Genomic DNA, 20,286 nt, shown 5'->3' with positions numbered 1-20,286 from the left:
CTTTCGATTCAGTCAGCTGCCGTGCGAATGGGTGTGCCCTTGGAACCGGTGAATCGCCTCCTCCGCGCCGGGCGGCATGCTGCCGTCTGCGTTGCGCACCAGAAAGAGCCCGACCATGCCGCCGTCGGAGTGGAACTGCACGTGGCAGTGGTACATCCAGACGCCGGGGCCGACGCCGTCGCCGGCCAACACCTGGAAGCCGAACGAGCTGCCGGGGTTGAGGTCCTTGTTGTCGATCACGTGGCTCGGGTCGCTCGGCCCCTCCAACATGCCGGTGCGGTTGTCCGCCCACCGGTGGGCATGCAGGTGGAAGGTGTGGAAGGTGCCGCCGTGCCCGATCGCGATCCACTCCACCCGCTGGCCCAGGTTCGCCTCGAACATCGGGGTGGCCGGCGCCATCCGGTTGTTGATCATCATGTCGTTGAAGACGACCGTGAACTGCTTCTCCGGCAGGATGTCGCCGCGCCGCCGGACGATCAGCGCGCCGTAGAGGCCCTTGGCCACGCCACCGGTGCCGTGGTCGGTGCCCATGGCGTGGTCGTGGTAGTGCCAGTAGCCGGCGCTGCCCGGCATGAACCGCCGTCCGGTCGTGGCGACCATCTCCCGCGAGCGCCACACGTACGTGCGGGTCTCGCCGGGATTGTTGAACGAGCCGTTGAGCGGGCTGCCGTCCGAGTCGGTGCTGTACTCGACCCCGTGTGGATGGATGGACAGCCGCTGGTTGGTCGTGTTGACCAGGGTTATCTCCAGGGTGTCGCCCTCGTAGATCTCCAGCACCGGGCCGGGCACGGTGGCCTGGCCCGGCGCCAGGCCGTAACCGAACAGCCCACCGGGTAGCTGCTCGGCGTACAGGACGATCTTCTTCGTGGTGCCGGCGCGGGCCAGCGCCGGGGCGTTGGCGACGGGAGTGCCGACCGTGGGCGCGGCCATGCTCAACGCTCCGGCGGCCAGCACTCCGGTGGACATCAGGGATCTGCGGGACAGGTGGCGGGGGGAGTCGTCGGATTGGTCCATGGAACTCCGTTCGCGATTGAGCCAGGCCGCAGTAGGGGTGCGGCAGCCCTCGATCGCGCAGGAGTCAACCCGCAACCTCGTGTCCCAGTGCGACCTTGTCTCGGAAGAGTCCAAACTTTCATCGGCTGATGCAAATATAGATGTCGATCCACCGAAAGTGAAGCGCTCTCGATGGAAAGTCGGCTGGCGCGCCGGACTCCGTTTCACCGGGCCGCGGTGCCGCCGCCCGGCGTTGGGCGGGCGTTCACCGCTGGTTCATCCGGGATTCAAAGCCGATTCATAGACTCGTTTGGTTGCATGCGCTGGTCCCTGTTCCCGACGAGATCGGCCAGCCCACATGCCTCCATGGCTCCGCCGGGGCCCGTCCCGCGCCCCTGACCCGCAGCTGCCGCCAGGCCCACCAACCGCCTCCGCCACCGGTCACCGCCCCGACCGGGACGGCCAGGACGAGCGGGCCCCAAGCGACGACCAGGTGGGGCACGCGCTGCGGGCGCCCAACCGGCTGCACGCGTTCAACCGGTACGAGATCAAGTATCTGGTGCCGACCGTCGACGTGCCGGCGCTGCGCGACGAGTTCACCGCCCGGATGAACCGCGACAGCCACGGCGGCAGCACCGGCTACGGCGTGTGGAGCGTCTACTACGACACCGACGGGCTGCGCTTCTACTGGGAGAAGATCGAGGGGCTGAGGTTCCGCCGCAAGCTGCGGGTCCGGCACTACGGTGACCGGTCCACCGTCACCGACGACAGCATCGTGCACGTCGAGATCAAGCAGCGGGTCAACCGGGTCACCCAGAAGCGCCGGGTCGCCCTGCCGTACCGCCTCGCCCGCGACCTCTGCGACCAGCGCCAGCTGGTCGACCACGACCCGAGCCAGCGGGCCTTCCTCGAAGAGGTCCTGGAGCTGCTCTGTGGCCTGGACCTACAGCCGGTGGCGATGACCGGCTACCAGCGGGAGGCGTTCGTGGGTCGGGGCTCCGACCTCGGCCTGCGGGTCACCCTCGACCACCGGGTACGCGGCCGGGACCGCGACTTCCACCTGGGCGCGGACGCCGAGAACCGCCTCATCGTGCCGGCGAGCCTCTCCGTGCTGGAGATCAAGGCGAACGAGCGGGTGCCGTACTGGCTGACCGACCTGACCGGCCGCTCGAACATGTCCATCGTCCGGATGTCCAAGTACTGCCAGAGCGTCGAGGCGTTCGGCCGTGCCCCCCGATCCGTCTTCCACGTCGCCGACGATCCCTCCGGCACGGGCACCGGCGCCCTCGCCGGTGCCGCTCCCACCCCTTCGAGAAGCGAGGTCTGAAACCCATGCCGTTCGAGTTCCAGGATCTCTCCGGCACCTTCAGTGTCGGCGACATCGCCCTGGCCCTGTCGCTGTCGTTCGTGCTGAGCGCCATGATCGGCTGGGTCTACCGGTTCACCCACCGCAACATCTCGTACAGCCAGTCGTACGTGCAGACGCTGGTGATCCTCGGCATGCTCATCTCGCTGATCATGCTGGTCGTCGGCTCCAACATCGCCCGGGCCTTCGCCCTGGTCGGGGCGCTCTCCGTGGTGCGGTTCCGCAACGCGATCAAGGAGACCCGCGACGTCGGGTTCATCTTCCTGGTGATGGGCGTGGGCATGGCCTGCGGTACCCGGTTCTACCTGCTGGCCGTGGTCGCCGCCGTCGCGATCAGCCTGATCATCGTGCTGATGTACCGGTTCAACTGGTTCGCCTCCAGCGTGCAGCGGCAGGTGGTCAAGGTCCAGGTGCCGCCGACCGGCAACCACACCGCGCACATCCAGGACGTGCTGATCCGGTTCACCAGCGAGTTCGAGCTGGTCAGCATGGAAACCATCCGGGGTGGCGCGCTCACCGAGATCACGTACACGGCACGGTTGAAGAAGGGCGCCGAGCCCGGCGAGCTGATCAACGCGTTGGCCGAGCAGAGCGGCGGCCAGCGGGTGACCGTCCTGACCGGTTACGACCAGACGGACCTGTGATGCGGCTCAGGCACCGGATCCCGGTCCGGATCCGGCACTACTGGAAGTTCCTGGCCGGCTGCCTCGCCTTCCTGCTCGTGCTCACCGTCGCCCTGAGCACGGCCCGCATCCGTCCGTACGTGACCAGCCGTAGCGACACCGGCGGCGACGTGGTCACCCAGGACATCGCCGGCACCGTGGACCTGTTCGACGAGACGCTGGCGCACCGCGTCGAACTCGTCTTCCGGGACGCCGACTACGAACGCATGCTGGACGCCTTCTACGCCGAGGGGGAGAAGGAATATCTTGAGGCTGACCTCGTCATCGACGGCACCACCATCCCCAGCGTCGGTGTCCGGCTCAAGGGCAACTCCACGCTACGCGGCCTGAGCCGCAACGGCGAGACGCCGCAGGGCAATTCGGGCCCCGGCGGTGGTCCGGGCGGCGGTGGTCCGGGTCCCGGCGGTCCGGGCGGTGTCTGGGGTGGCGTGGGCCCCGGGCAGGCCGGCGATGGCCCGGCAGCGCCGGGCGGCTGGCAAGGTGACGGTAACGCGGGCCCGGGTGGCGGTGTGATGCCCGGTGGCTTCGGGACCTCCCTGAAGGCCGAGGAACCGGAGACACTGCCCTGGCTGATCCGTTTCGACGAGTACGTCGACGGCCGCCGCTACCAGGGGCATCGGGAGATCGCCGTTCGGGTCGCCGGCATGGGCGGCGGCGCCACGGTGCTCAACGAGGCGGTCACCCTGAAGCTCCTCGCCGCCGCCGGAGAGGTGGCCCAGAAGTACGCCTACACCAGCTTCACCGTCAACGACCGGCCCACCACGGCGCGGCTGATCGTGGAGCACCCCGACGAGCATTTCGCCGACCGTGTCGAGGGCACCGGCGTGCTCTACAAGGCGCTGGCCACCAGCAGCTTCACCGACCAGGGGAACGATCCGACGGAGTACGCCGACGACTTCAAACAGATCACCATGAAGGGCAGCCAGGACCTGCAACCGGTCATCGACCTGATCAGATGGGTCGACAGCGCCAGCGACACCGAGTTCGACGAGCAACTCGCCGAGCGGGTCGACGTGGAATCCTTCGCCAGCTACGTCGCCTGGCAGAACCTGCTGCTGAACTTCGACGACATGTCCGGGCCGGGCCGCAACTACTACCTCTGGTACGACCTGGACACCAAGCGATTCACGGTGATCGGCTGGGACTACAACCTCACCTTCAGCGGTAGCGCCACCCAGGGGCCGCACGAGCAGGGGCGGCTCGGTGGCGGCTTCCGGGGCGGCGGTGCCCGCACGGGCGACCAGCAGGATGCCACCACGCCCGAGGGCGCCGGGCCGCCCGCCGGCTTCACGCCCCCGGAGGGCACCCCACCGGACACCACCGGCGACGCCGCTCCACCGGGCATGGGCGCCGGACCGGGCGGCAACGCGGGTCCGGGCGGCAACGCGGGTCCCGGTGGCAACGCGGGGCCGGGCGGCGGGCACAAGCTCAAGGAGCGCTTCCTGGCCAGCGAGCGGTTCACGCAGGTGTACGAGGACGCCTACCGGGACCTCTACCGGCAGGTGTACGCCGACGGGGCGGCGCTGGCCGCCGTCGACGCCGTCACCGCGGTGCTGGCGAGCGTCGACGGATCCGACGCGGCGACCGCCGCCAGCGACGCCGAGAACCTGCGCACCCTGATCCGGCAGCGCGCCGAGAGCCTCGCGGCCAACGAGGTGATCACCCGGAGCTGACCCGGGAGGCCGGGGCGGGAGATGCCGATCCCGCTCCGGCCACCCGGCTCACCGGGAGGCGCACCCGAGCGCCGGCAACGGCGCGTCGGGGGTACACGGCATACCAACACCGCCGGCAACCTGCTGCTCGAACAGCTCGGCGGCCCGGCCGGCTTCGAGCGGGCGCTGCGCGATATCGGCGACGAGGTCACCGAGCCGGCCCGGACGGAGACCGCGCTCGACGAGGCCACCCCGGGCGACATCCGGGACACCAGTACGCCCCGGGCGCTGGCCACCTCCCTGCGGGCGTACGCGGTCGACGACGCCCTCTCCGACGAGGACCGGGCCGTGCTGGTCGACTGGCCAAGTAGGCAGGCGCGGCTCATCCGGGTGGGGCGTGCCTGGTTCAGACCGTTCCGGTGCGCCCCACCGCGCCGCGTGACATAACTCGAACATCGGCGTACGGTTTATCATGAACATGGATGTTCGAGATGGGGGATGTGATGGCGTCCACGGCCGACCGAAAGCTCCTGCGACGCTGGCCCGCTGCCCTGGGTGTGCTGGTCGCGGTCGGTACCCTGCTCGGGATCAGCCACGGCGGACAGGTCGCCTCCGTCGTGGCGGCGTCGGGATTCGTCTATCTCGCCGCGGCGGCCACCGGACGCCCCGGCGCGGCGTGGCCAGCGTTCGGCGTCACCTTCGTACTCGTCGGGCTCGGCCTCGCGCCGACCGGCTTCGACCCCGTGCCCTGGATCTGCGTCGCGGCTGTCGGCCTCGCCATCTTCGGCTCCGTCCGAGTGGGCCCCCGGCCGGCGTGGTCCCTGCCCCTACAGTCGGTGGCGATGCTCGTACTCGGGGCGGCAGCGCTGCTCGCCGTGTCGGCCGACCACCTCGCCGGCGGCATCATCGTCAGCGTCGCCCTGTTCGCGCACGCGGCATGGGATGCCTGGCATCACCACACCGGGCGCGTGGTCGTCCGCTCACTCGCGGAGTTCTGTGGCGTGCTGGATGTGCTGGTCGGGGCGGGCGTACTCGTTGTCACCCTCACGATGTGACGGCGACCGCCGCAAGCACGGTGTCGCGCACGAGCCGGGTGGCCTCGTCCGCCGACACGTCGCCGCGATGCACCGCGGCGGAGGCCCCATGCAGCACCGCCTGGATGGTCGCGAGCTGCCACAGCACCGGCATGTCACGCCGGAACACCCCCTCGTCCCGGCCGCGTTCGAGGAGCGCCCGCACCCGGCGGGCCGGGCCCTCGTGCACCCGCCGCATCTCCTCCGGCGTCAGCACATCGCCCGCCGCGATCACGACCGCCCCGAAACGGCGGGTCAGCTGCCAGGTCGCCGCCAGGAGGCGGGCCATCGCGTCCCGCGGATCACCCGCAAGGTCGATCGCGTTCAGCGCCTGGTCGGTGCTCGCGATCACCCGGAGGCTGACCGCCTCGACCAGCGCGGCCCGCGACGGAAAGTGGCCGTAGAGCGTGACGCGGCCCACGCCGGCCGCTTTCGCGATCTCGTTGACACTCACTCCGGGATCGGCGGCGAGCAGGGTGGTGGCGGCGTCGAGGACCGACTCGACATTCCGGCGCGCGTCCGCACGCTTGGCCGTCAACCGGTCGGTCGCCATCCCGCCCCGCCCTCTTCCTGAACAATCACGCCAGTCTAACGAAAGGCACGATCATGACCGGTACGCCGACCGCGCAGGACTTGTTCGCCGGCATCCCCGTCGCCGACTTCGATCATTCGCTGGCCTGGTACCGGCAGTTCTTCGGAGTCGAGCCGAGCTTCTACCCGAACGACACCGAGGCCGTGTGGGCAGTGGGCGAGCACAGCTACGTCTACATCGAACTCCTGCCCGACCGCGCGGGCCGCTCGATGCTGATGGTCATGGCTGTGGACCTCGACAACACGGTCGCCGGGCTCGCCCGGCGTGGCCTCGAACCACACCGGATCGAGCACTACGAGGAGGGCATGCGCAAGATGGTCTACGCAGATCCGGACGGCAACGAGATCTCGTACGGCGGCGTGTCGACCGCCACCGCCTGACACGCGCCCCAGGCATCGCGCTCCTCAAACCCCGGCGAACCCGGGGACCAGCACCGCCGGTCCGGCGACATGAGGGCTCGCCCCTGCCACCCGGGCCCCGATCCGGCTTGCCGGCGGCTGGCAGGCTCTGCACCATGGGGAGCCTCGTCGCACAGTTGCCCGCTCTGCTCGGTGTGCTGGTCGGCACCATCGGCACGATCCTCGCCACCTCCCTCGCCGACCGGTCGCGGTGGCGTCGGCGCCAGACGGTGCGGTGGGACGAACGGCGGTTGGACGCGTACGCCGAGTTCGCGCGGGCGCTCAAGGAGGTGCACACCATCGCCAGCCGGATGATCGGCGGCTACCTCGACCGGGAGAACGGACTCGTCGCGTTGGCCGAGGCCGACTTCCGGCACACGATCGCCTGGGAGAACGTCCTGCTGCTCGGCGACGGGCCCACCGTGTTCGCGGCCCGGGCCTGGCGGGACACGGTCTGGGAGGTCGAGCGCCTCGCCCGTGACCGGTCGAGCGGCGACGAACTGCCCGACCTGCTACATCGCGCCAACGAGGCACGGGACCGGTTCTACCACTCGGCGCGTGGCGGTCTCGGTGTCGGCGGCGGGTCGGTCGCCCAGGCCGAGTTGCTGGTGACCAGGCTCAGGAAGAGCCATCCCCCTCCCCCCACCACCCCCACCAGGGTCTGATCGTCCAGCCACCGGCCGCGCGGATCGCCCTGGCCTGCTCCGGCCGGGCTCCTGTTCAGCTGCGGTGGGCGGGCTGGTCGAGGATGGCGCTGAAGCGTTCCTCGGCCAGGTCGAGCTGATCGAGGATGTGCTGCTTCACCGGTGCGGACAGGGGAGTGTCGGGGCGGGTGACCAGGTCGCGGAAGACCGGCACCAGTGGCCGGTACTTGCGGGCCGACGACTCGACCTTCGGGCCGACGGAGTGGATCACGCCGACGCCGTTGTCGGTGAAGTCGGAAACCTTGATGACCCGTGCCCACGGTTCCCGGTCGAGGCTGGCGGCGACATGCTCGTGGTACTGCTCGTTGCGGTCCCGCGCCGGATCCCACTGCGGGTTGGTGACCGCGGCGACCAGGTGCGCCACCCGGGGGCCGAACCGCTCGGCGAGCACCGCCAGCGCCGCCGCGGTCGGGTCGGCGGCGGCCAGCTCGCCGGCCAGTTCGGCCGGATGGTCCTCGACGGCGTCGTGCAGCAGGCCGGCGACGATCACGTCGACGTCGCGTACCTCGTAGTGGTGCATCATCCGGATCGCCACCCGGAGCAGGTGGTTGAGGTACGGCTCCCGGGACCGCCGGTCGTCGTGGTGCAGCCTGGCGGCCAGCTCCAACGCCTCGCCGAGCCGCCGCCGGGCGTCGGCGTCGAACGCCTCGCTCTCCAGCCGGAACCGCTCCCGCAGGCCGGCCTCGCCGTGCATCTCGGTGATCGCGTGCATCGGCATGGTGGCCAGATACGGCGGCAGATCCATGCGTCTCTTATATCCGATCCCCACCGCCGGTAGGGGGACCAGCGGTGCGCCCCGGCCACCTCGATACACCTGGGCCCTTGGCGGCGAGCATCGTCGGCTTCGGCAGCAGTCCGGGCTGACCTGTGCGGGCCGACTGTCCCGGCCGGCCGGCGGCGTTCATCGCGGCGCGATGCGGGCGGCGAGGTCCAGGGCGGCCCGGATCGGGTCGTCGGCCCAGTGGCTGGCGAACGCGTCGTGCAGGCGCCAGCCGGCCCGGGCCAGCGTGCGCTGTCGCTCCACGTGCGCGGTGACACCGTCCGGGTGCACACCGCAGAGCACTGCGACCGCCTCCGCGTCGGTGCCGACGCAGAGGTCGATCCGCCAGCGGCCGACCGGATAGCCGGGCCGGACCGGCAGCCCGATCCGCGCCAGCTCGGCGGCGAGGGCCCGGGTCCAGGGCTCCGCTGGGCAGGTGTCGGGCAGGGAGGTGGCCGGCTCGGACCCGGCGGGCGGCTGCTCGGCGTACCGCAGGTAGTCACCGATGATGCCGTCGGGTGACCGCAGCGAGGTGACCACGGTGAGGTGTTTCCTGGCCCGGGTGACCAGGACGTTGAACAGGTTCGGCTCCGCCGCGAACCGGTGCCGCGACGGCGGGTCGTCGTCGACCAGCCCGAGCGAGGCGATCACCACGTCCGCCTCGCTGCCCTGGAACGCGTGCACCGTCCCGCTCCGCAGGCCCAGCCGTTCGATCTCGTCGACGTCGTACGCCGACAGCAACGCCGCCTCCACCGCGTCCGCCTGGGCCCGGAACGGGCTGATCACCGCGATGCCACCCTCGGGTGGCCGGGTCGCCAGCCGCCGGACCAGGTCGAGTGTCGCCGCCACCTCGGCCTGGTTGACGCCGTCGACCACGGTGGCCGCCTCGACCGTCAGCACGTCGATGGCGTCGGCCCGCTCGTTGCGGGGGTGCCGGGTGACCAGCTCCAGCCGGCCGCCGTAGAAGCGCCGGGCGGAGAATCCGATCAGGTGCGGTGTGGAGCGGTAGTGCTCGCCGAGCCAGGTGACCGCTGCGGCGCCGGCCGCCACGTCGAAGGCGCTCGACCGGCGCACGTCGAGCCGGTCGGTGAGGCGGTCCAGGCCGTGCCGGCGCAGCGTCGCGGATACGTCCACATCAGAGACGAAAGAGACGAACCGCAGCTGCCGGGGATCGCCGGCGACCAGCGCCCGTCGCGCCCGGGCCAGCACCGGGGCGGCCCGCAACTGGTCGACGTGCGCCGCCTCGTCCAGCACCACCAGGTCGAACATGCCGGCCACCGGCGGCAGCAGATCCTCGACGTCGGTCACCGTGCCCACCCACAACGGCAACGCCCGCACCAGCGCGTCGGCGTCCAGCCCGGCGAGCAGCTCCCGGCGGCGGTTGCGCCCGGCCCGCAGGGAGGTGCCCAGGCCGCTGGCGGCGCGCCGGGCGTCCGCCGTCCACCGTCGTGCGCTGGTGGCCCGATGCCGCATGGCGGTGCCGACAGCCTCGGCGAGCGTCGTGTCCGCCTCGGCCAGCGCCTGCCAGGCCGCCGTCAGTTCGGTGCCGCCGCTCGCGGCCAGCCGGGCCGTCGCTCGTACCGCGGCGGCTGCCTCCACCGCCGCCCGCAGCCGTTCCACCGCTACGTCGGGACCGGCGCCGGTCAGCCGCCGCAGCCGCCGGACGGCGTGCGCCCGTCGCCGTCGTCGCCACCAGCCGTCACCGGCCCGGCCGGCGCCGGCCAGGGCGGCTCGTACCGCGGTCAGGTCGGTGTCGGGCGCGAACGCGGCCGGAGCGTCGTGGCGCAGGGCGGGCAGCAGTGGCTGCCAACCGGGCAGCGTGGCGGCGAGTCGTTCCTGGTCCAGGGCGGCGTCGATGCCGGCCCGGACCGCGACGACGCGGTCCCGGGCGACCGCCACGGCGGCGTCGTCGCTGCGCAGCTGCGCGTCGTCGACGCCGGCCGCGACCCCGCCGGCCAGCTCGGTGGCGATGGCGTCGCGCCGCTCGGCGTCACCGAAGAGCACCGGACTCGGCCCGGGATGCCGGCGCAGCAGCTCGCCCAGTACCTCCGCGGCGTGCACCGACTGCGTCGCCACCAGCACCGAGCCACCCCGGCCCACGGCGTCCAGCGCGGCGGCGACCAGGGCGTGGCTCTTGCCGTTGCCCGGGGCGCCGGAGACCACCACCACGGGCTCCGTCCGGGTCCGCCGGATCACGTCGCGCTGCGCGGCGTTGAGCGGCAGCGGCGAGAGTACGTCCTCCTGGTCGGCCCCGCCGTCACCGACGGCACCGCGGTCCGGCCCGGTCGGTGCACCGGCCACGACCGTGCTCTGCGGCGGGTGCGCCGTCGGGGCCGGGCCGTCGGAGGGTCCGGTGCCGCCGAGATAGAGCCTGCTCAGCGCCGTGGCCGCCAGCCCGGGACGGCCCGCCCAGTTCAGCAGGGTGTCCCGGAGCCGGCCGGCGAACACGTCCCGGGTCACGAAGATCGCCGCCGCGCCGACGCCGGTGACCACCGCCTCGTCGACGCTGCGCGGCGGCGTGGGGACGACCGTGTTCACCTTCAGGCCGGCGGCCTCAGCCGCTGCGGTGATCCACGCGGCGGTGCCGGCCGCGCTCAGCCAGCCGGGCCCGGCGAGCCCGGGCGCCGCCTCCAGCCGGGCGGCGAGTTCCCGGTCCTCGATCAGCGCGGTCAGTTCGAGATCCCCGGCCGGGACGACGCGGTAGCCACGTCGACCGCGCTCCAGGCGTACCGGCTGGGCCAGCAGCGGCAGGCGGACCCGCCGCCGTCCGCCGTCCAGGTCGGCGCCGCCCACCAGGAAGGCCAGGCCACGGCGGAGAATCCGCTCGTCACGGTGCAGCGCGTCCAGGGCGGCCAGCCGGTCCAGCCGGGCGTTGCGCGGTCCCCGGTCCGGCTCCGGCAGCCAGACCAGCGGCCGACCGGTCCCGGACACGTCGAACACCCGCTCGGCGCCGGCCGGGGCCAGGTCGGCGAGCGCGGTGAGGATGGTCGCCGCATGCATCGCCCGCAGATTCTGCCGTACGTCGTCGAGGGCGAGCGCGACCGAGTCTCCGCATCCGGTCCGGCCGTGCCGCCCGGCTCAGCTGCGGCGGCCGGCCCGGCCGTGCCGCCCGGCCGGACTACCTGCACGGCTCCCTTTGCTCTGCTTAAGCGTGGGCAATGGATCCGGCCTGGAATCGGCGCGCCGATTGGAGCAGAGCGAAGGGGGCAACAGGGGTGGGTGGGGCCCGTCAGGTCTGACGGGCCCCACCCGGGTGTCCGGCGTCGGCAGGTACGCCGGCTTGTCGGGTCGACGGGAAGCGGCGCTATCCGGCGTAGGTCTCGAACTCGGCCACCCTCGGCGTACCGCTGGAGCTGGTGATGTCGAAGGTGATCTTGCGCAGCGAGGTCGCCGGGAAGGTGACGACGCCCGCCGTGCTGCCCGAGCCCAGGACGGCGCCGGTGTCGTGGTTGAGGACCCGCCAGGACCGGATGTTGCCCACGGAGCCGGCGGCCTCCCGGATGTTGATCCTGGACACCGTGGTGGCGGAACCCCACTTGATCGAGATCTGACCGGTCGTGCCGGACGGCGACCAGGCGGTGTTCATGTTGCCGTCCCGGACGTCGCCGTAGCTCGTCCCGCTGGCCTTGCTGGAACCGTCGGAGTCGGCCCCGAGGCTCAGGTTGGTCCCGCCCGGCGAGGTCGTCGGTCCCGGCGTCGGGGTGGTCGGTGCGGGCGTGGGGCTGGTCGAGGTCGGCGTCGGCGCCGTCGACGCGCAGCTGCCGTTCGAGAACCGGATGCCCTTGTTGGCGCCGGCGAGCTGGCTGACGAGGTTCGGCACGCAGCTCGCCGAGTCGAGGCTGAAGGAGTACGGGATGCTGACGCTGGTGTTGGAGGTCGGGTTGGGGCCGGCGGGGTTGTTGTCGCTGCTCCGGCTGGACCAGGTCACGTTGTCGAAGATGTTGCCGCTGACCTGCCAGTAGCCGGCCTGGTTGGTGTAGAAGGTGCCCAGGACGTCCTTGGAGTTCCGGAAGTAGTTGTTGTCCACCTTGGCGCGCGCCCCGGCCCGGGAGTTGATGCCCGACTCCCGGATGTTCACATAGTGGTTGTTGTAGATGTGGGCGGTGCCGCCGCGCAGCAGGGGCGCGCGGGAGTCGAGGTTCTCGTACAGGTTGTGGTGGAAGGTGATGAAGTCGTTGGTCAGGTCGGTCTCGCTGGACCCGATCAGGCCACCGCGCCCGGAGTTGCGCAGGATGCTGTAGGACAGCGTCACGTACTGGGTGTTGTTCTTCATGTCGAAGAGGCCGTCGAAGCCCTCCGCCTCGCCACCCGAGGCTTCCAGCGTGACGTGGTCGACCCAGACGTTGCGGACGTTGGCCTCCATGCCGATGGCGTCACCGCCGTTGGAGAGCGGCGAGCCCGACTTCTTGACGTTCCGGACCGTCACGTTCTGGATGATGATGTTGCTGGCCTCGCGGATGTGGATGCCCAACTGGTCGAAGACGGCGCCGTTGCCGACCCCGAGGATCGTGACGTTGCTGATCTGCTTGAGTTCGATCACGTCGGCGGCGGTGTTGCAGCTCGACCCGGACACCTTGGTGGTGTTGCCGTGGTTGATGGTCCCCTCGACCTGGATGATGATCGGAGTGCTGCTGCTGGCCCGGCCGCAGAGGGCCGCGTGGATCTGGGTACCCGTGGTGGCGCGTACCGTCTGCCCGCCGGTGCCGCCGGTGGTCCCGCCGTTGCGGGTCGCGAAGCCGGTGGCGCTGCCGACCGCTGCCGACGCCTGGGGGGTCGTCAGGGCCACACAGACCGCGGCTCCCACGGCCGTCGCGGCCAACCCTGCCAGGAGTCGCAGTGCGACTGGTCGTCTCATCCTCTCCTCACTTCCTTGCTGCTGGTGGTGGTGTAAGGAGGGGTCCCTTCTTAACGCCTCAGGTAGAGGAGGGGCCCCCTTTTAACAGCGGTGTGGGGCTACAGCGGCAGGCGGTCGGCGCCGGCGAGCGGGCCGACCACGAGCGGCACCAGCGGGGCCGGCAACACCGGGCCGTGGCGCAGCGCCGGCGTCCAGCCGGCGTCGGGCGACAGGTCGGGATCGTGTACGGCGTTGTACGCCGCCACCAGGTCGACCGGACGCGGTAGCCCCCTGGCCGGAGCCACCCAGTTGCCCCGGGTGGTGATCGCGGTGCCGCTCCAGTCGTAGAGCAGGTCCGCGGCGCTGATGCCGGAGCCGAGGGTGAAGTGGTTGTTCTCGGCGTAGACGGCGGACTGCACGCCGACGCCGATGGCGTACTCGAAGCCCTCGCCGCCGAGTCGGTACGCGTTGTTGTAGACGTCGACCTGGCCGAAGCGGACCCGGGGCAGCCGTTGCAGCGACCCGTCGAAGAGGTTGTGGCGTACGGTGACCTTGAGCCGGTCGACGTCGGGGCCGACGGTGTTGGACGAGCCGATCAGCATCACCTTGTCCCGCCCGTCGAAGCGGTTCCACGCGGCGGTGACCAGGCTGGCGGTGTGGGTGATGTCCAGCGAGCCGTCGTGCACCTGGTACGGGCGTCCGAAGTAGGTCGGCTGGGCGCTGTCCGGATTGTCGCCGTCGGTGAAGGTGTTGTGGTCGATCCAGACGTTCTCGCTGCGGCGCACCGAGACCAGGTCGTACTGGGAGTTCCAGTTGCCGGTCTCGCCGTCCGTGGGCGACCAGGCGGGGAAGCAGTCCCGGGCGTCGTCGAAGGTGATGTTGCGGACGATGACGTTCGGGGCCCGGTCGATCATCAGGGTGAGGCCGGTCAGCCGCGCCCCGCGCAGCCCGATGATGGTGGTGTTCGGGCCGACGTTGATCTGGGTGTGCCGGGTCTGGTTGGTCACCGACCGCACCCGGGCCTCCTCCAGCGGTCCGCTCGGCGTCACCCGGCCCCACACCTCCGGGTCGTACGCGGCCAGGTACGCCGCCAGCGAGTACCCGGGGTCGGCCAGGTCCGCGCAGTCGAGCAGCCGGCCGTCGGCGTCCTCGAACCCGTCGATGGTGCCCTTGACGTACACGATCTTGGGAGTGGCGTCGGTGATGTTGGTGGCGTTGTTGCCGCCGAGCGCGGCGATCAGCTCGGCGCGGGTGCTGGCCACCTGGACCCGGTCGGCCGCGGCGGCGGAGCCTCCGGTGGTGCCCGGCCCGGCGGCGGCCCAGCCGTCGCCCGCCGGCAGCGCCTGCCGGCCGAGCTGACGGGCCAGCGGTGACAGCGCCGCCGTGCTGCCCTCCCGGGTCGGCGAGTGCGCCGCCGCCGGGGCGGGAGCAGCGGTCAGGATGAGAGTGATCAATGCCGCGCCGGCGGCGATTCTGCGCATCGCTTGTTCCGTTCCCTCGTCGGTGTTTCGTGTTTGTGACGAAGGTTACGGTTATTGTTTTATCTCGGTCAATATGAATGATGTGCAGCTTTGTTGCAGTAATTGCTTTCGACTGGCATTGCCCCGACCTGCTTCGATCGGGAAATGGCTGGTTATCGCGCTTGCGTCAGCCCTTGATGAGCTGGCGATGTTGCAGTGTCGTTGCCGTTCCTCCTATTCCGATGTCGTCAGATCCGGCCGCCCCGGCAGGACCGTCAATCGGCCCACCCCGGCGGGACCGTCAGATCGGCCCGCCACGGCGGGACCGCCCACTCCACGTCCGACTCCGACGGCAGCGCGCCGCGCTCGGCGGCCCGGCGCAGCACCGCGTTGACGCCCCGGATGCGCAGCACCCGCTGCGGTCCCTCGCCGACGGCGTCGACCAGCCGGCCGCCGAGCAGCGTCGGCTCGGGCGCCGCCTGTAGGGCGGTCAGCACGTCGGTGAACGGCGCGGTCCGGGCCAGCGGCGCGATCAGCGGCAGCCGCGGGTCGGCCCGGTGGGCGAGCAGGTTCTCCAGCAGCCCCCGCCGGCCCGGCACCGCGCGGGGCGCGGCGTCGCCGGGCAGCAGCAGCCGGTCGGTCGGGTACTCCAGCACGGCCCGCCCGGCGCTGCCGGTGACGATCACCTCGCCGGCGACGAAGTCCTCTCCGGCGAGGGTCACCGCGGCCACGATCGGCGGGCCGTGGCGGGGACGTACCCGCAGCACGGCGGTGTCGTCGACCTCGATCGGCCGGACCCGGTACCGCTCCACCTCGATGCTGGCCGGCGCCAATGGCGCGCCCCCGACCACCTCGGCGACCGCCAGACACTGCATCACCGCGTGGGCCAGGGGGTTGGCCAGGGCACCGTCGAGCACCGGCCGGCCATCGAGCGACCGCCGCCCGGCCCACGGGGCACGGGCGTAGTAGGCGTCCGGACGCTGCCAGGCGGCGACCGTGGCGATGCCGGTGACGGTGCCCAGCCGGCCCGACGTCACCGCCTCGGTCAGCGCGGTCAACGCCGCCGACCCGAGGGCCTGGAATCCGACCTGCGCGACCCGGCCGGTGCTGACCAGCGCTCCGGCCAACTCCTCGTGCTCGGCCGTAGAGAGCACCGGCGGCTTTTCGAGCAGCAGGTCGGCGCCGGCGGTCACGGCGTCCCGCGCGATCGGCAGGTGGGTGTGCGGCGGGGTGCAGATCACCACCACGTCCGGGGCGACCTCGGCGAGCATCGCCCGGTGGTCGGTGAAGATCCGGGTGTCCGCCGGCACCGGGGCGGCCGGCTCCGGTTCGATCGGCCGGGTGTCGACCAGGGCGACCAGCCGTACGCGCCCCGCGTCCTGCAGCGCGCTGATCGCCCGCCGGTGCCACCGCCCGTGCCCGTTCGCCCCGACCAGCGCCACCCGCGCCACCCGCGCGCCACCCGCCACCCGCGCCGTTCGCGTAGCGCGCGCCGCGCCCGGGGCGTTAATAGGGGGCCCTTCCTCTACCCCAGGCGTTAATAGGGGGCCCTTCCTTTCACTCATGGGGTGGTGGCGAGGGTGGTGGGGACGGGGTGGTGGTGTAGGGCGGTCAGCCAGGCGGTGACGTCGGTGCGGACTTCGTCGTCGTCGGCTATCTCCGGGGGGATGACCTCGGAGAGGGCGAAGATCGCGTCCACCGCGGCGGCGGGGGAGCCGGCGGCGGCCAGCGTCGCGCGGATGCGGTCGGCGAGCGGGTCGTCCAGCGGCAGCGGGCGGCCGTCGTCGGCGGTGCCCTGGGCGAACCGGATCCAGGCGGCCACCACCAGCGCGGCCCAGTGCGCCGACCGGCCGGCCGCGCGCAGGTCGACGATGGTGTGCAGGATCCGCTGCGGCAGCTTCTGCGAGCCGTCCATGGCCACCTGGAGGGTACGGTGCCGGATCGCCGGGTTGGCGAAGCGGGCCAGCACCTGCTCGCCGTAGTCGACCACGTCGACCCCGTCGGGCGGGGTGAAGCTGGCCGCCACGTCGTCGGCGATCAACCGGCGCAGCACCGTGGTCAGGTGCGGCATCGCGAGCGCCTCCGCGATCGTCTCGCAGCCGGCCAGCGCACCGAGGTACGCGATGGCCGAGTGCACGCCGTTGAGGGCGCGCAGCTTCAGCCGCTCCCACGGGCCGGCGTCGGCGCAGAGCACCGCACCGGCGCGCTCCCAGGCGGGCCGGCCACCGGGGAAGTCGTCCTCGATCACCCACTGGGTGTACGGCTCGGCGGCCACCGCCGCCAGGTCCTGCACGCCGAGCGCCCGGTGGGCCGAGGCCAGGGTCTGCGGGGTGCTGGCCGGGACGATCCGGTCCACCATGGTGCCGGGGAAGCCGACCTGCGCGGCGACCCAGTCGAGGGCGGGCTGCGGCGCGCCCGCGTACGCCAGGGCCTGGCTGACCAGGCCGCGCAGCCGGCGGCCGTTGGCGGGCAGGTTGTCGCAGCTGACCAGGGCGATCGGCCCGGCGTCCGCGGCGGCCCGGGCCAGCAGGCCGCGCACCAGCAGCCCCGGCACGGTGGCCGGCGGCCGGTCGGTGGTCAGGTCGGCGACCAGCGCCGGATCCGGCCGCAGCGTCCCACCGGCCGGGTCGAGGTGGTACGCCTTCTCGGTGACCGTCAGCGTGACCACCCGGATCGCCGGGTCGGCCAGCAGCGCCACCACCGCCTGCGGGTCGGCGCTGGCCAGCCGCACCCCGGCCAGCGCCCCGATCACCCGGGTGTGCTGGTCGGCAGCGGAGAGCGTGCTCACGCTGAACAGGTTGTCCTGCGCGGCCAGGGTCCGCACCAGCTCGGCGTTGCGCGGGGCGACCCCGACGATGCCCCAGTCGCCGCCGGCCAGGGCGATCGCCTGCTCGGTGTAGACGGCCTGGTGGGCGCGGTGGAACGCGCCGATCCCGAGGTGCAGCACGCCGGCCGGCACGGTGCCCGGCCGGACGAGCGGGCGGGCCTGCGCCGGTAGCCGGCGCAGCGCGCCGAGGTCGAGTCGGGACGCGCCCACGGTCACCGCCATGCCGGGCCGTCCGGGAAGCGGAAGGTGGCGATCGACTCGGGCCGCATGGTGGCGCTGTAGCCCGGTGCGGTCGGCAGCAGGTACCGGCCGCCCCGGGCGCGTACCGGATCGACGAAGTGTTCGTGCAGGTGGTCGACGTACTCCACCATCCGGCCGGCCAGGCTGGTGCCCACCCGCAGGAAGTCGAAGACCGCCAGGTGCTGCACGTACTCGCAGAGCCCGACGCCGCCGGCGTGCGGACAGACCGGCACGCCGAACTTCGCGGCCATCAGCAGCTCGGCGAGGACCTCGTCGACGCCACCGACCCGGCAGGCGTCGATCTGCATGACGCCGATCGCCTCGGCCTGCAACAGCTGCTTGAAGATGACCTTGTTGGCGGCCACCTCGCCGGTGGCGACCCGGCACCGGCCGCCGGTCAGCTCGGTCACCGCGCGGGCGATCCGGGCGTGCCCCAGCACGTCGTCGGCGTGCGTGGGCTCCTCGATCCAGTACGGGTCGACCTCGGCCAGCGCCGTCATGTTGGCGATCGCCTCGTCGACGTCCCAGACCTGGTTGGCGTCCATCATCAGCAGCGTGTCCGGGCCGATCTCGTCCCGGATGATCCGGGCCCGGCGCAGGTCGTCGGCGGGCGGGCCGCCGACCTTCATCTTCATCGCCCGCCAGCCGTCGGCGTAGGCGGCCCGGGTCAGCGCGCGGACCTTGTCGTCGGGGTAGCCGAGCCAGCCGACCGATGTGGTGTACGAGGGGAAGCCGTCCCGCTCCAGCAGGGCCAGCCGGTCGGCGAGCCCGTCGCGTCCCTTGTCCAGGATGGCGGCGGCCTCGTCGGCGGTGAGCGCGTCGGTGATGTGCCGGAAGTCCACGCTGGCGACCAGCTCGTCGGTGGGCAACTCGGCCAGGTAGCGCCACATCGGCTTGCCGGCGAGCTTGGCCCGCAGGTCCCAGACCGCGTTGACCAGCGCGCCGGTGGCCATGTGGATGACCCCCTTCTCCGGGCCCAGCCAGCGCAGCTGCACGTCGGCGGCGAGGGAGCGCCAGAAGGCCACCGGCTCGGCGGCGATCTCGTCGACCGTACGGCCCAGCACGTGGTGTCGCAGGGCGCGTACCGCCGCGCAGGTGATCTCGTTGCCGCGGCCGTTGGTGAAGGTGAACCCGGCGCCGGTCGGCCCGCCGTCGGTGGTCAACTCCACGTAGGTGGCCGAGTAGTCGCCCCGGTTGATCGCGTCGGACCCGTCGCCGCTGGCGGCGGTGGGGAAGCGTACGTCGTGCACGGTGACGTCGGTGATGGTGGTCATGAGATCTCCCCGAACTTGAAGACCCGCTTCGGCAGCCGGTACGCCAGGTCGACGATGGTCTCGGCGGCCTCGTCCATGGGCAGCCGGTGCTCGGCGACCAGCCGGGCCAGGAAGCCGGCGTCGATGCGGCGCGCCACGTCGTGGCGGACCGGGATGGAGCAGAACGCCCGGGTGTCGTCGACGAACCCGGCGGTGTTGTAGAAGCCGGCGGACTCGGTGACCGTCTCCCGGAACCGGCGCAGCACCTCGGGGGAGTCCAGGAACCACCAGGGCGCGCCGAGCAGCAGGGCGGCGTACCCGCCGGCCAGCGGCGCCAGCTCCCGGGTGAAGGTGTCCTCGTCGAGGGTGTAGAGCACCACCCGCAGCCGCGAATCGTTGCCGTACGCGTCCAGCAGCGGGGCGAGGGCGTGCACATACTCGGTGACCTGCGGGACGTCGCCGCCGACGTCGCGGCCGTGCCGGGCGTGCAGCCACCGGTTGTGGTTGCGGACCGCGCCGGGGTGCAGCTGCATGACCAGCCCGTCGTCGAGCGACATGCGGGCGAACTCCACCAGCATGTGCGCCCGGAACGCCTCGGCGTCGCCCGGCTCGGCCCGGCCCCGACGGGCCCGGTCGAAGAGGGTCGCCGCGTCCGCGCCGAGGTCGAGGGTGCGGGCGGTGGGATGACCGTGGTCGGAGGAGGTGGCCCCGGCGGCGATGAACGCGGCCCGCCGTGACCGCAGCGCGGCCAGGTAGCCGGGGTAGGCGCCGGTGTCCTCCCCGGCGATCTCGCCGAGCCGGTCGACGTTGGCCGACCAGTCCTCGAAATCCAGGTCCACCACGTTGTCCGGGCGGAACGTGGTGACCACCCGCCCGCCGGGGCCGCCCCAGCCGTCGGCGGCCAGCTTGGCGTGCCGGCCCAGGTCGTCCAGGGGCGACTCGGTGGTGGCGAGCACCTCGATGTTGAACCGTTCGAAGAGCGCCCGGGGCCGGAAGTCGGGCTCGGCGAGCTTGGCGGCCAGCGCGTCGTACACCTCGTCGGCGCTCTGCGGCGTCAGTCGGGTGTCGACGCCGAAGACCTCGGTGAGGGTCTGCTCCAGCCACAACCGGGACGGGGTGCCCCGGAACAGGTGCCAGTGGGCGGCGAAGCGTCGCCAGATCCGCCGCCCGTCGGTCTCCACCGGGCTGCCGTCGCGGCTGGGCACGCCCAGCTCGGCCGGGCCGACGCCCTGGCTGAGCAGCATCCGGGTGACGTAGTGGTCGGGCACGATGAGCAGCTGGGACGGGTCGGGGAACGGCTGGTCGTCGGCGAGCAGGGCCGGGTCGACGTGCCCGTGCGGGGAGATGATGGGCAGCTGCGCCACCAGCGCGTACAGCTCCCGGGCCAGCGCGCGTTGGCCGGGCTCGGCGGGAAGGAGCAGGTCGGGTCGGGTCGAGGTGGGCACGGGGTG

16 protein-coding genes and 1 pseudogene are annotated in these 20,286 nt (G+C 72.2%); 7 read left to right on the top strand and 10 right to left on the bottom strand.

All coding sequences use genetic code 11. The features are described 5' to 3' along the window. Window positions 1-12 precede the first annotated feature (12 nt). Complete coding sequence (locus ACQPYA_RS21205) at window positions 13-1,014, bottom strand: multicopper oxidase domain-containing protein (protein WP_433528840.1); 1,002 nt, start codon at window positions 1,012-1,014, stop codon at window positions 13-15. Between the two features lie 337 nt (window positions 1,015-1,351). Between ACQPYA_RS21205 and ACQPYA_RS21200 the strand changes: the two genes are divergently transcribed. The 5 genes and pseudogenes from ACQPYA_RS21200 to ACQPYA_RS21180 all read left to right on the top strand — a co-directional run bounded on the left by ACQPYA_RS21200 (window position 1,352) and on the right by ACQPYA_RS21180 (window position 5,749). After that, a complete protein-coding gene (locus ACQPYA_RS21200; RefSeq protein ID WP_433528839.1) occupies window positions 1,352-2,320 on the top strand; it encodes a polyphosphate polymerase domain-containing protein in 969 nt (322 codons plus the stop codon). A 5-nt stretch (window positions 2,321-2,325) separates the two neighbouring features. Then, complete coding sequence (locus ACQPYA_RS21195) at window positions 2,326-3,003, top strand: DUF4956 domain-containing protein (RefSeq protein WP_433528838.1); 678 nt, start codon at window positions 2,326-2,328, stop codon at window positions 3,001-3,003. Further along, on the top strand, window positions 3,003-4,715 hold the full coding sequence (locus ACQPYA_RS21190) for a CotH kinase family protein (protein WP_433528837.1): 1,713 nt from the start codon (window positions 3,003-3,005) through the stop codon (window positions 4,713-4,715). The genes ACQPYA_RS21195 and ACQPYA_RS21190 overlap by 1 nt, the downstream gene beginning before the upstream one ends. 105 nt (window positions 4,716-4,820) lie before the next feature. Continuing rightward, window positions 4,821-5,090, top strand: a pseudogene (locus ACQPYA_RS21185) (serine hydrolase); the annotation flags it as partial. A gap of 86 nt (window positions 5,091-5,176) precedes the next feature. Next, window positions 5,177-5,749 carry a hypothetical protein gene (locus tag ACQPYA_RS21180; RefSeq protein WP_433528836.1) on the top strand — a complete coding sequence of 191 codons (573 nt, stop codon included), beginning with the start codon at window positions 5,177-5,179 and terminating at the stop codon, window positions 5,747-5,749. Here ACQPYA_RS21180 and ACQPYA_RS21175 read toward each other — a convergent pair. Continuing rightward, window positions 5,739-6,320 carry a TetR/AcrR family transcriptional regulator gene (locus tag ACQPYA_RS21175; RefSeq protein WP_433528835.1) on the bottom strand — a complete coding sequence of 194 codons (582 nt, stop codon included), beginning with the start codon at window positions 6,318-6,320 and terminating at the stop codon, window positions 5,739-5,741. The genes ACQPYA_RS21180 and ACQPYA_RS21175 overlap by 11 nt on opposite strands. 53 nt (window positions 6,321-6,373) lie before the next feature. Here ACQPYA_RS21175 and ACQPYA_RS21170 point away from each other — a divergent pair, with 53 nt between their 5' ends. Both ACQPYA_RS21170 and ACQPYA_RS21165 read left to right on the top strand, forming a co-directional pair. Then, window positions 6,374-6,739, top strand: a complete 366-nt coding sequence (locus ACQPYA_RS21170; protein WP_433528834.1) for a VOC family protein — start codon at window positions 6,374-6,376, stop codon at window positions 6,737-6,739. A 134-nt stretch (window positions 6,740-6,873) separates the two neighbouring features. Then, a complete protein-coding gene (locus ACQPYA_RS21165; protein ID WP_433528833.1) occupies window positions 6,874-7,422 on the top strand; it encodes a hypothetical protein in 549 nt (182 codons plus the stop codon). Window positions 7,423-7,477: 55 nt separating this feature from the next. Here the strand turns inward: ACQPYA_RS21165 and ACQPYA_RS21160 are convergent, their stop codons facing one another. From ACQPYA_RS21160 to uxaC, 8 genes are all read right to left on the bottom strand, one after another. Next, window positions 7,478-8,206, bottom strand: a complete 729-nt coding sequence (locus ACQPYA_RS21160) for an HD domain-containing protein (protein WP_433528832.1) — start codon at window positions 8,204-8,206, stop codon at window positions 7,478-7,480. 156 nt (window positions 8,207-8,362) lie between these two features. Then, complete coding sequence (locus ACQPYA_RS21155) at window positions 8,363-11,221, bottom strand: AAA domain-containing protein (protein WP_433528831.1); 2,859 nt, start codon at window positions 11,219-11,221, stop codon at window positions 8,363-8,365. A 304-nt stretch (window positions 11,222-11,525) separates the two neighbouring features. After that, on the bottom strand, window positions 11,526-13,076 hold the full coding sequence (locus tag ACQPYA_RS21150) for a pectate lyase family protein (RefSeq protein ID WP_433528830.1): 1,551 nt from the start codon (window positions 13,074-13,076) through the stop codon (window positions 11,526-11,528). A gap of 98 nt (window positions 13,077-13,174) precedes the next feature. After that, a complete protein-coding gene (locus tag ACQPYA_RS21145) occupies window positions 13,175-14,536 on the bottom strand; it encodes a pectate lyase family protein (protein WP_433528829.1) in 1,362 nt (453 codons plus the stop codon). A gap of 254 nt (window positions 14,537-14,790) precedes the next feature. Next, window positions 14,791-15,984, bottom strand: coding sequence for a Gfo/Idh/MocA family protein (locus ACQPYA_RS21140; protein WP_433528828.1), 1,194 nt, complete (start codon window positions 15,982-15,984; stop codon window positions 14,791-14,793). 92 nt (window positions 15,985-16,076) lie between these two features. Continuing rightward, a complete protein-coding gene (locus ACQPYA_RS21135; protein WP_433528827.1) occupies window positions 16,077-17,564 on the bottom strand; it encodes a mannitol dehydrogenase family protein in 1,488 nt (495 codons plus the stop codon). Further along, the gene (locus ACQPYA_RS21130) at window positions 17,555-18,856 is read right to left on the bottom strand and encodes an enolase C-terminal domain-like protein (RefSeq protein ID WP_433528826.1); all 1,302 of its coding nucleotides are present in this window, start codon (window positions 18,854-18,856) and stop codon (window positions 17,555-17,557) included. Before ACQPYA_RS21130 ends, ACQPYA_RS21135 begins: the two co-directional genes overlap by 10 nt. Further along, complete coding sequence (uxaC, locus tag ACQPYA_RS21125; protein WP_433528825.1) at window positions 18,853-20,280, bottom strand: glucuronate isomerase; 1,428 nt, start codon at window positions 20,278-20,280, stop codon at window positions 18,853-18,855. Before uxaC ends, ACQPYA_RS21130 begins: the two co-directional genes overlap by 4 nt. Window positions 20,281-20,286 lie beyond the last annotated feature (6 nt).

Origin of the sequence: Micromonospora sp. CA-263727, from assembly GCF_050942455.1 — a bacterium.
GTDB lineage: Bacteria > Actinomycetota > Actinomycetes > Mycobacteriales > Micromonosporaceae > Micromonospora.
This window is presented reverse-complemented; position numbering and strand designations above follow the sequence as displayed.

Bases quoted from the DNA above. Each gene is read 5' to 3' on its own strand.
- ACQPYA_RS21155 (WP_433528831.1), bottom strand. From the start codon at position 11,221: ATGCATGCGGCGACCATCCTCACCGCGCTCGCCGACCTGGCCCCGGCC.
- ACQPYA_RS21160 (WP_433528832.1), bottom strand. From the start codon at position 8,206: ATGGATCTGCCGCCGTATCTGGCCACCATGCCGATGCACGCGATCACC.
- ACQPYA_RS21190 (WP_433528837.1), top strand. From the start codon at position 3,003: ATGCGGCTCAGGCACCGGATCCCGGTCCGGATCCGGCACTACTGGAAG.
- ACQPYA_RS21145 (WP_433528829.1), bottom strand. From the start codon at position 14,536: ATGCGCAGAATCGCCGCCGGCGCGGCATTGATCACTCTCATCCTGACC.
- ACQPYA_RS21180 (WP_433528836.1), top strand. From the start codon at position 5,177: ATGTTCGAGATGGGGGATGTGATGGCGTCCACGGCCGACCGAAAGCTC.
- ACQPYA_RS21205 (WP_433528840.1), bottom strand. From the start codon at position 1,014: ATGGACCAATCCGACGACTCCCCCCGCCACCTGTCCCGCAGATCCCTG.
- ACQPYA_RS21175 (WP_433528835.1), bottom strand. From the start codon at position 6,320: ATGGCGACCGACCGGTTGACGGCCAAGCGTGCGGACGCGCGCCGGAAT.
- ACQPYA_RS21130 (WP_433528826.1), bottom strand. From the start codon at position 18,856: ATGACCACCATCACCGACGTCACCGTGCACGACGTACGCTTCCCCACC.
- ACQPYA_RS21150 (WP_433528830.1), bottom strand. From the start codon at position 13,076: ATGAGACGACCAGTCGCACTGCGACTCCTGGCAGGGTTGGCCGCGACG.
- ACQPYA_RS21195 (WP_433528838.1), top strand. From the start codon at position 2,326: ATGCCGTTCGAGTTCCAGGATCTCTCCGGCACCTTCAGTGTCGGCGAC.
- ACQPYA_RS21165 (WP_433528833.1), top strand. From the start codon at position 6,874: ATGGGGAGCCTCGTCGCACAGTTGCCCGCTCTGCTCGGTGTGCTGGTC.
- ACQPYA_RS21135 (WP_433528827.1), bottom strand. From the start codon at position 17,564: ATGGCGGTGACCGTGGGCGCGTCCCGACTCGACCTCGGCGCGCTGCGC.
- ACQPYA_RS21170 (WP_433528834.1), top strand. From the start codon at position 6,374: ATGACCGGTACGCCGACCGCGCAGGACTTGTTCGCCGGCATCCCCGTC.
- ACQPYA_RS21200 (WP_433528839.1), top strand. From the start codon at position 1,352: ATGCCTCCATGGCTCCGCCGGGGCCCGTCCCGCGCCCCTGACCCGCAG.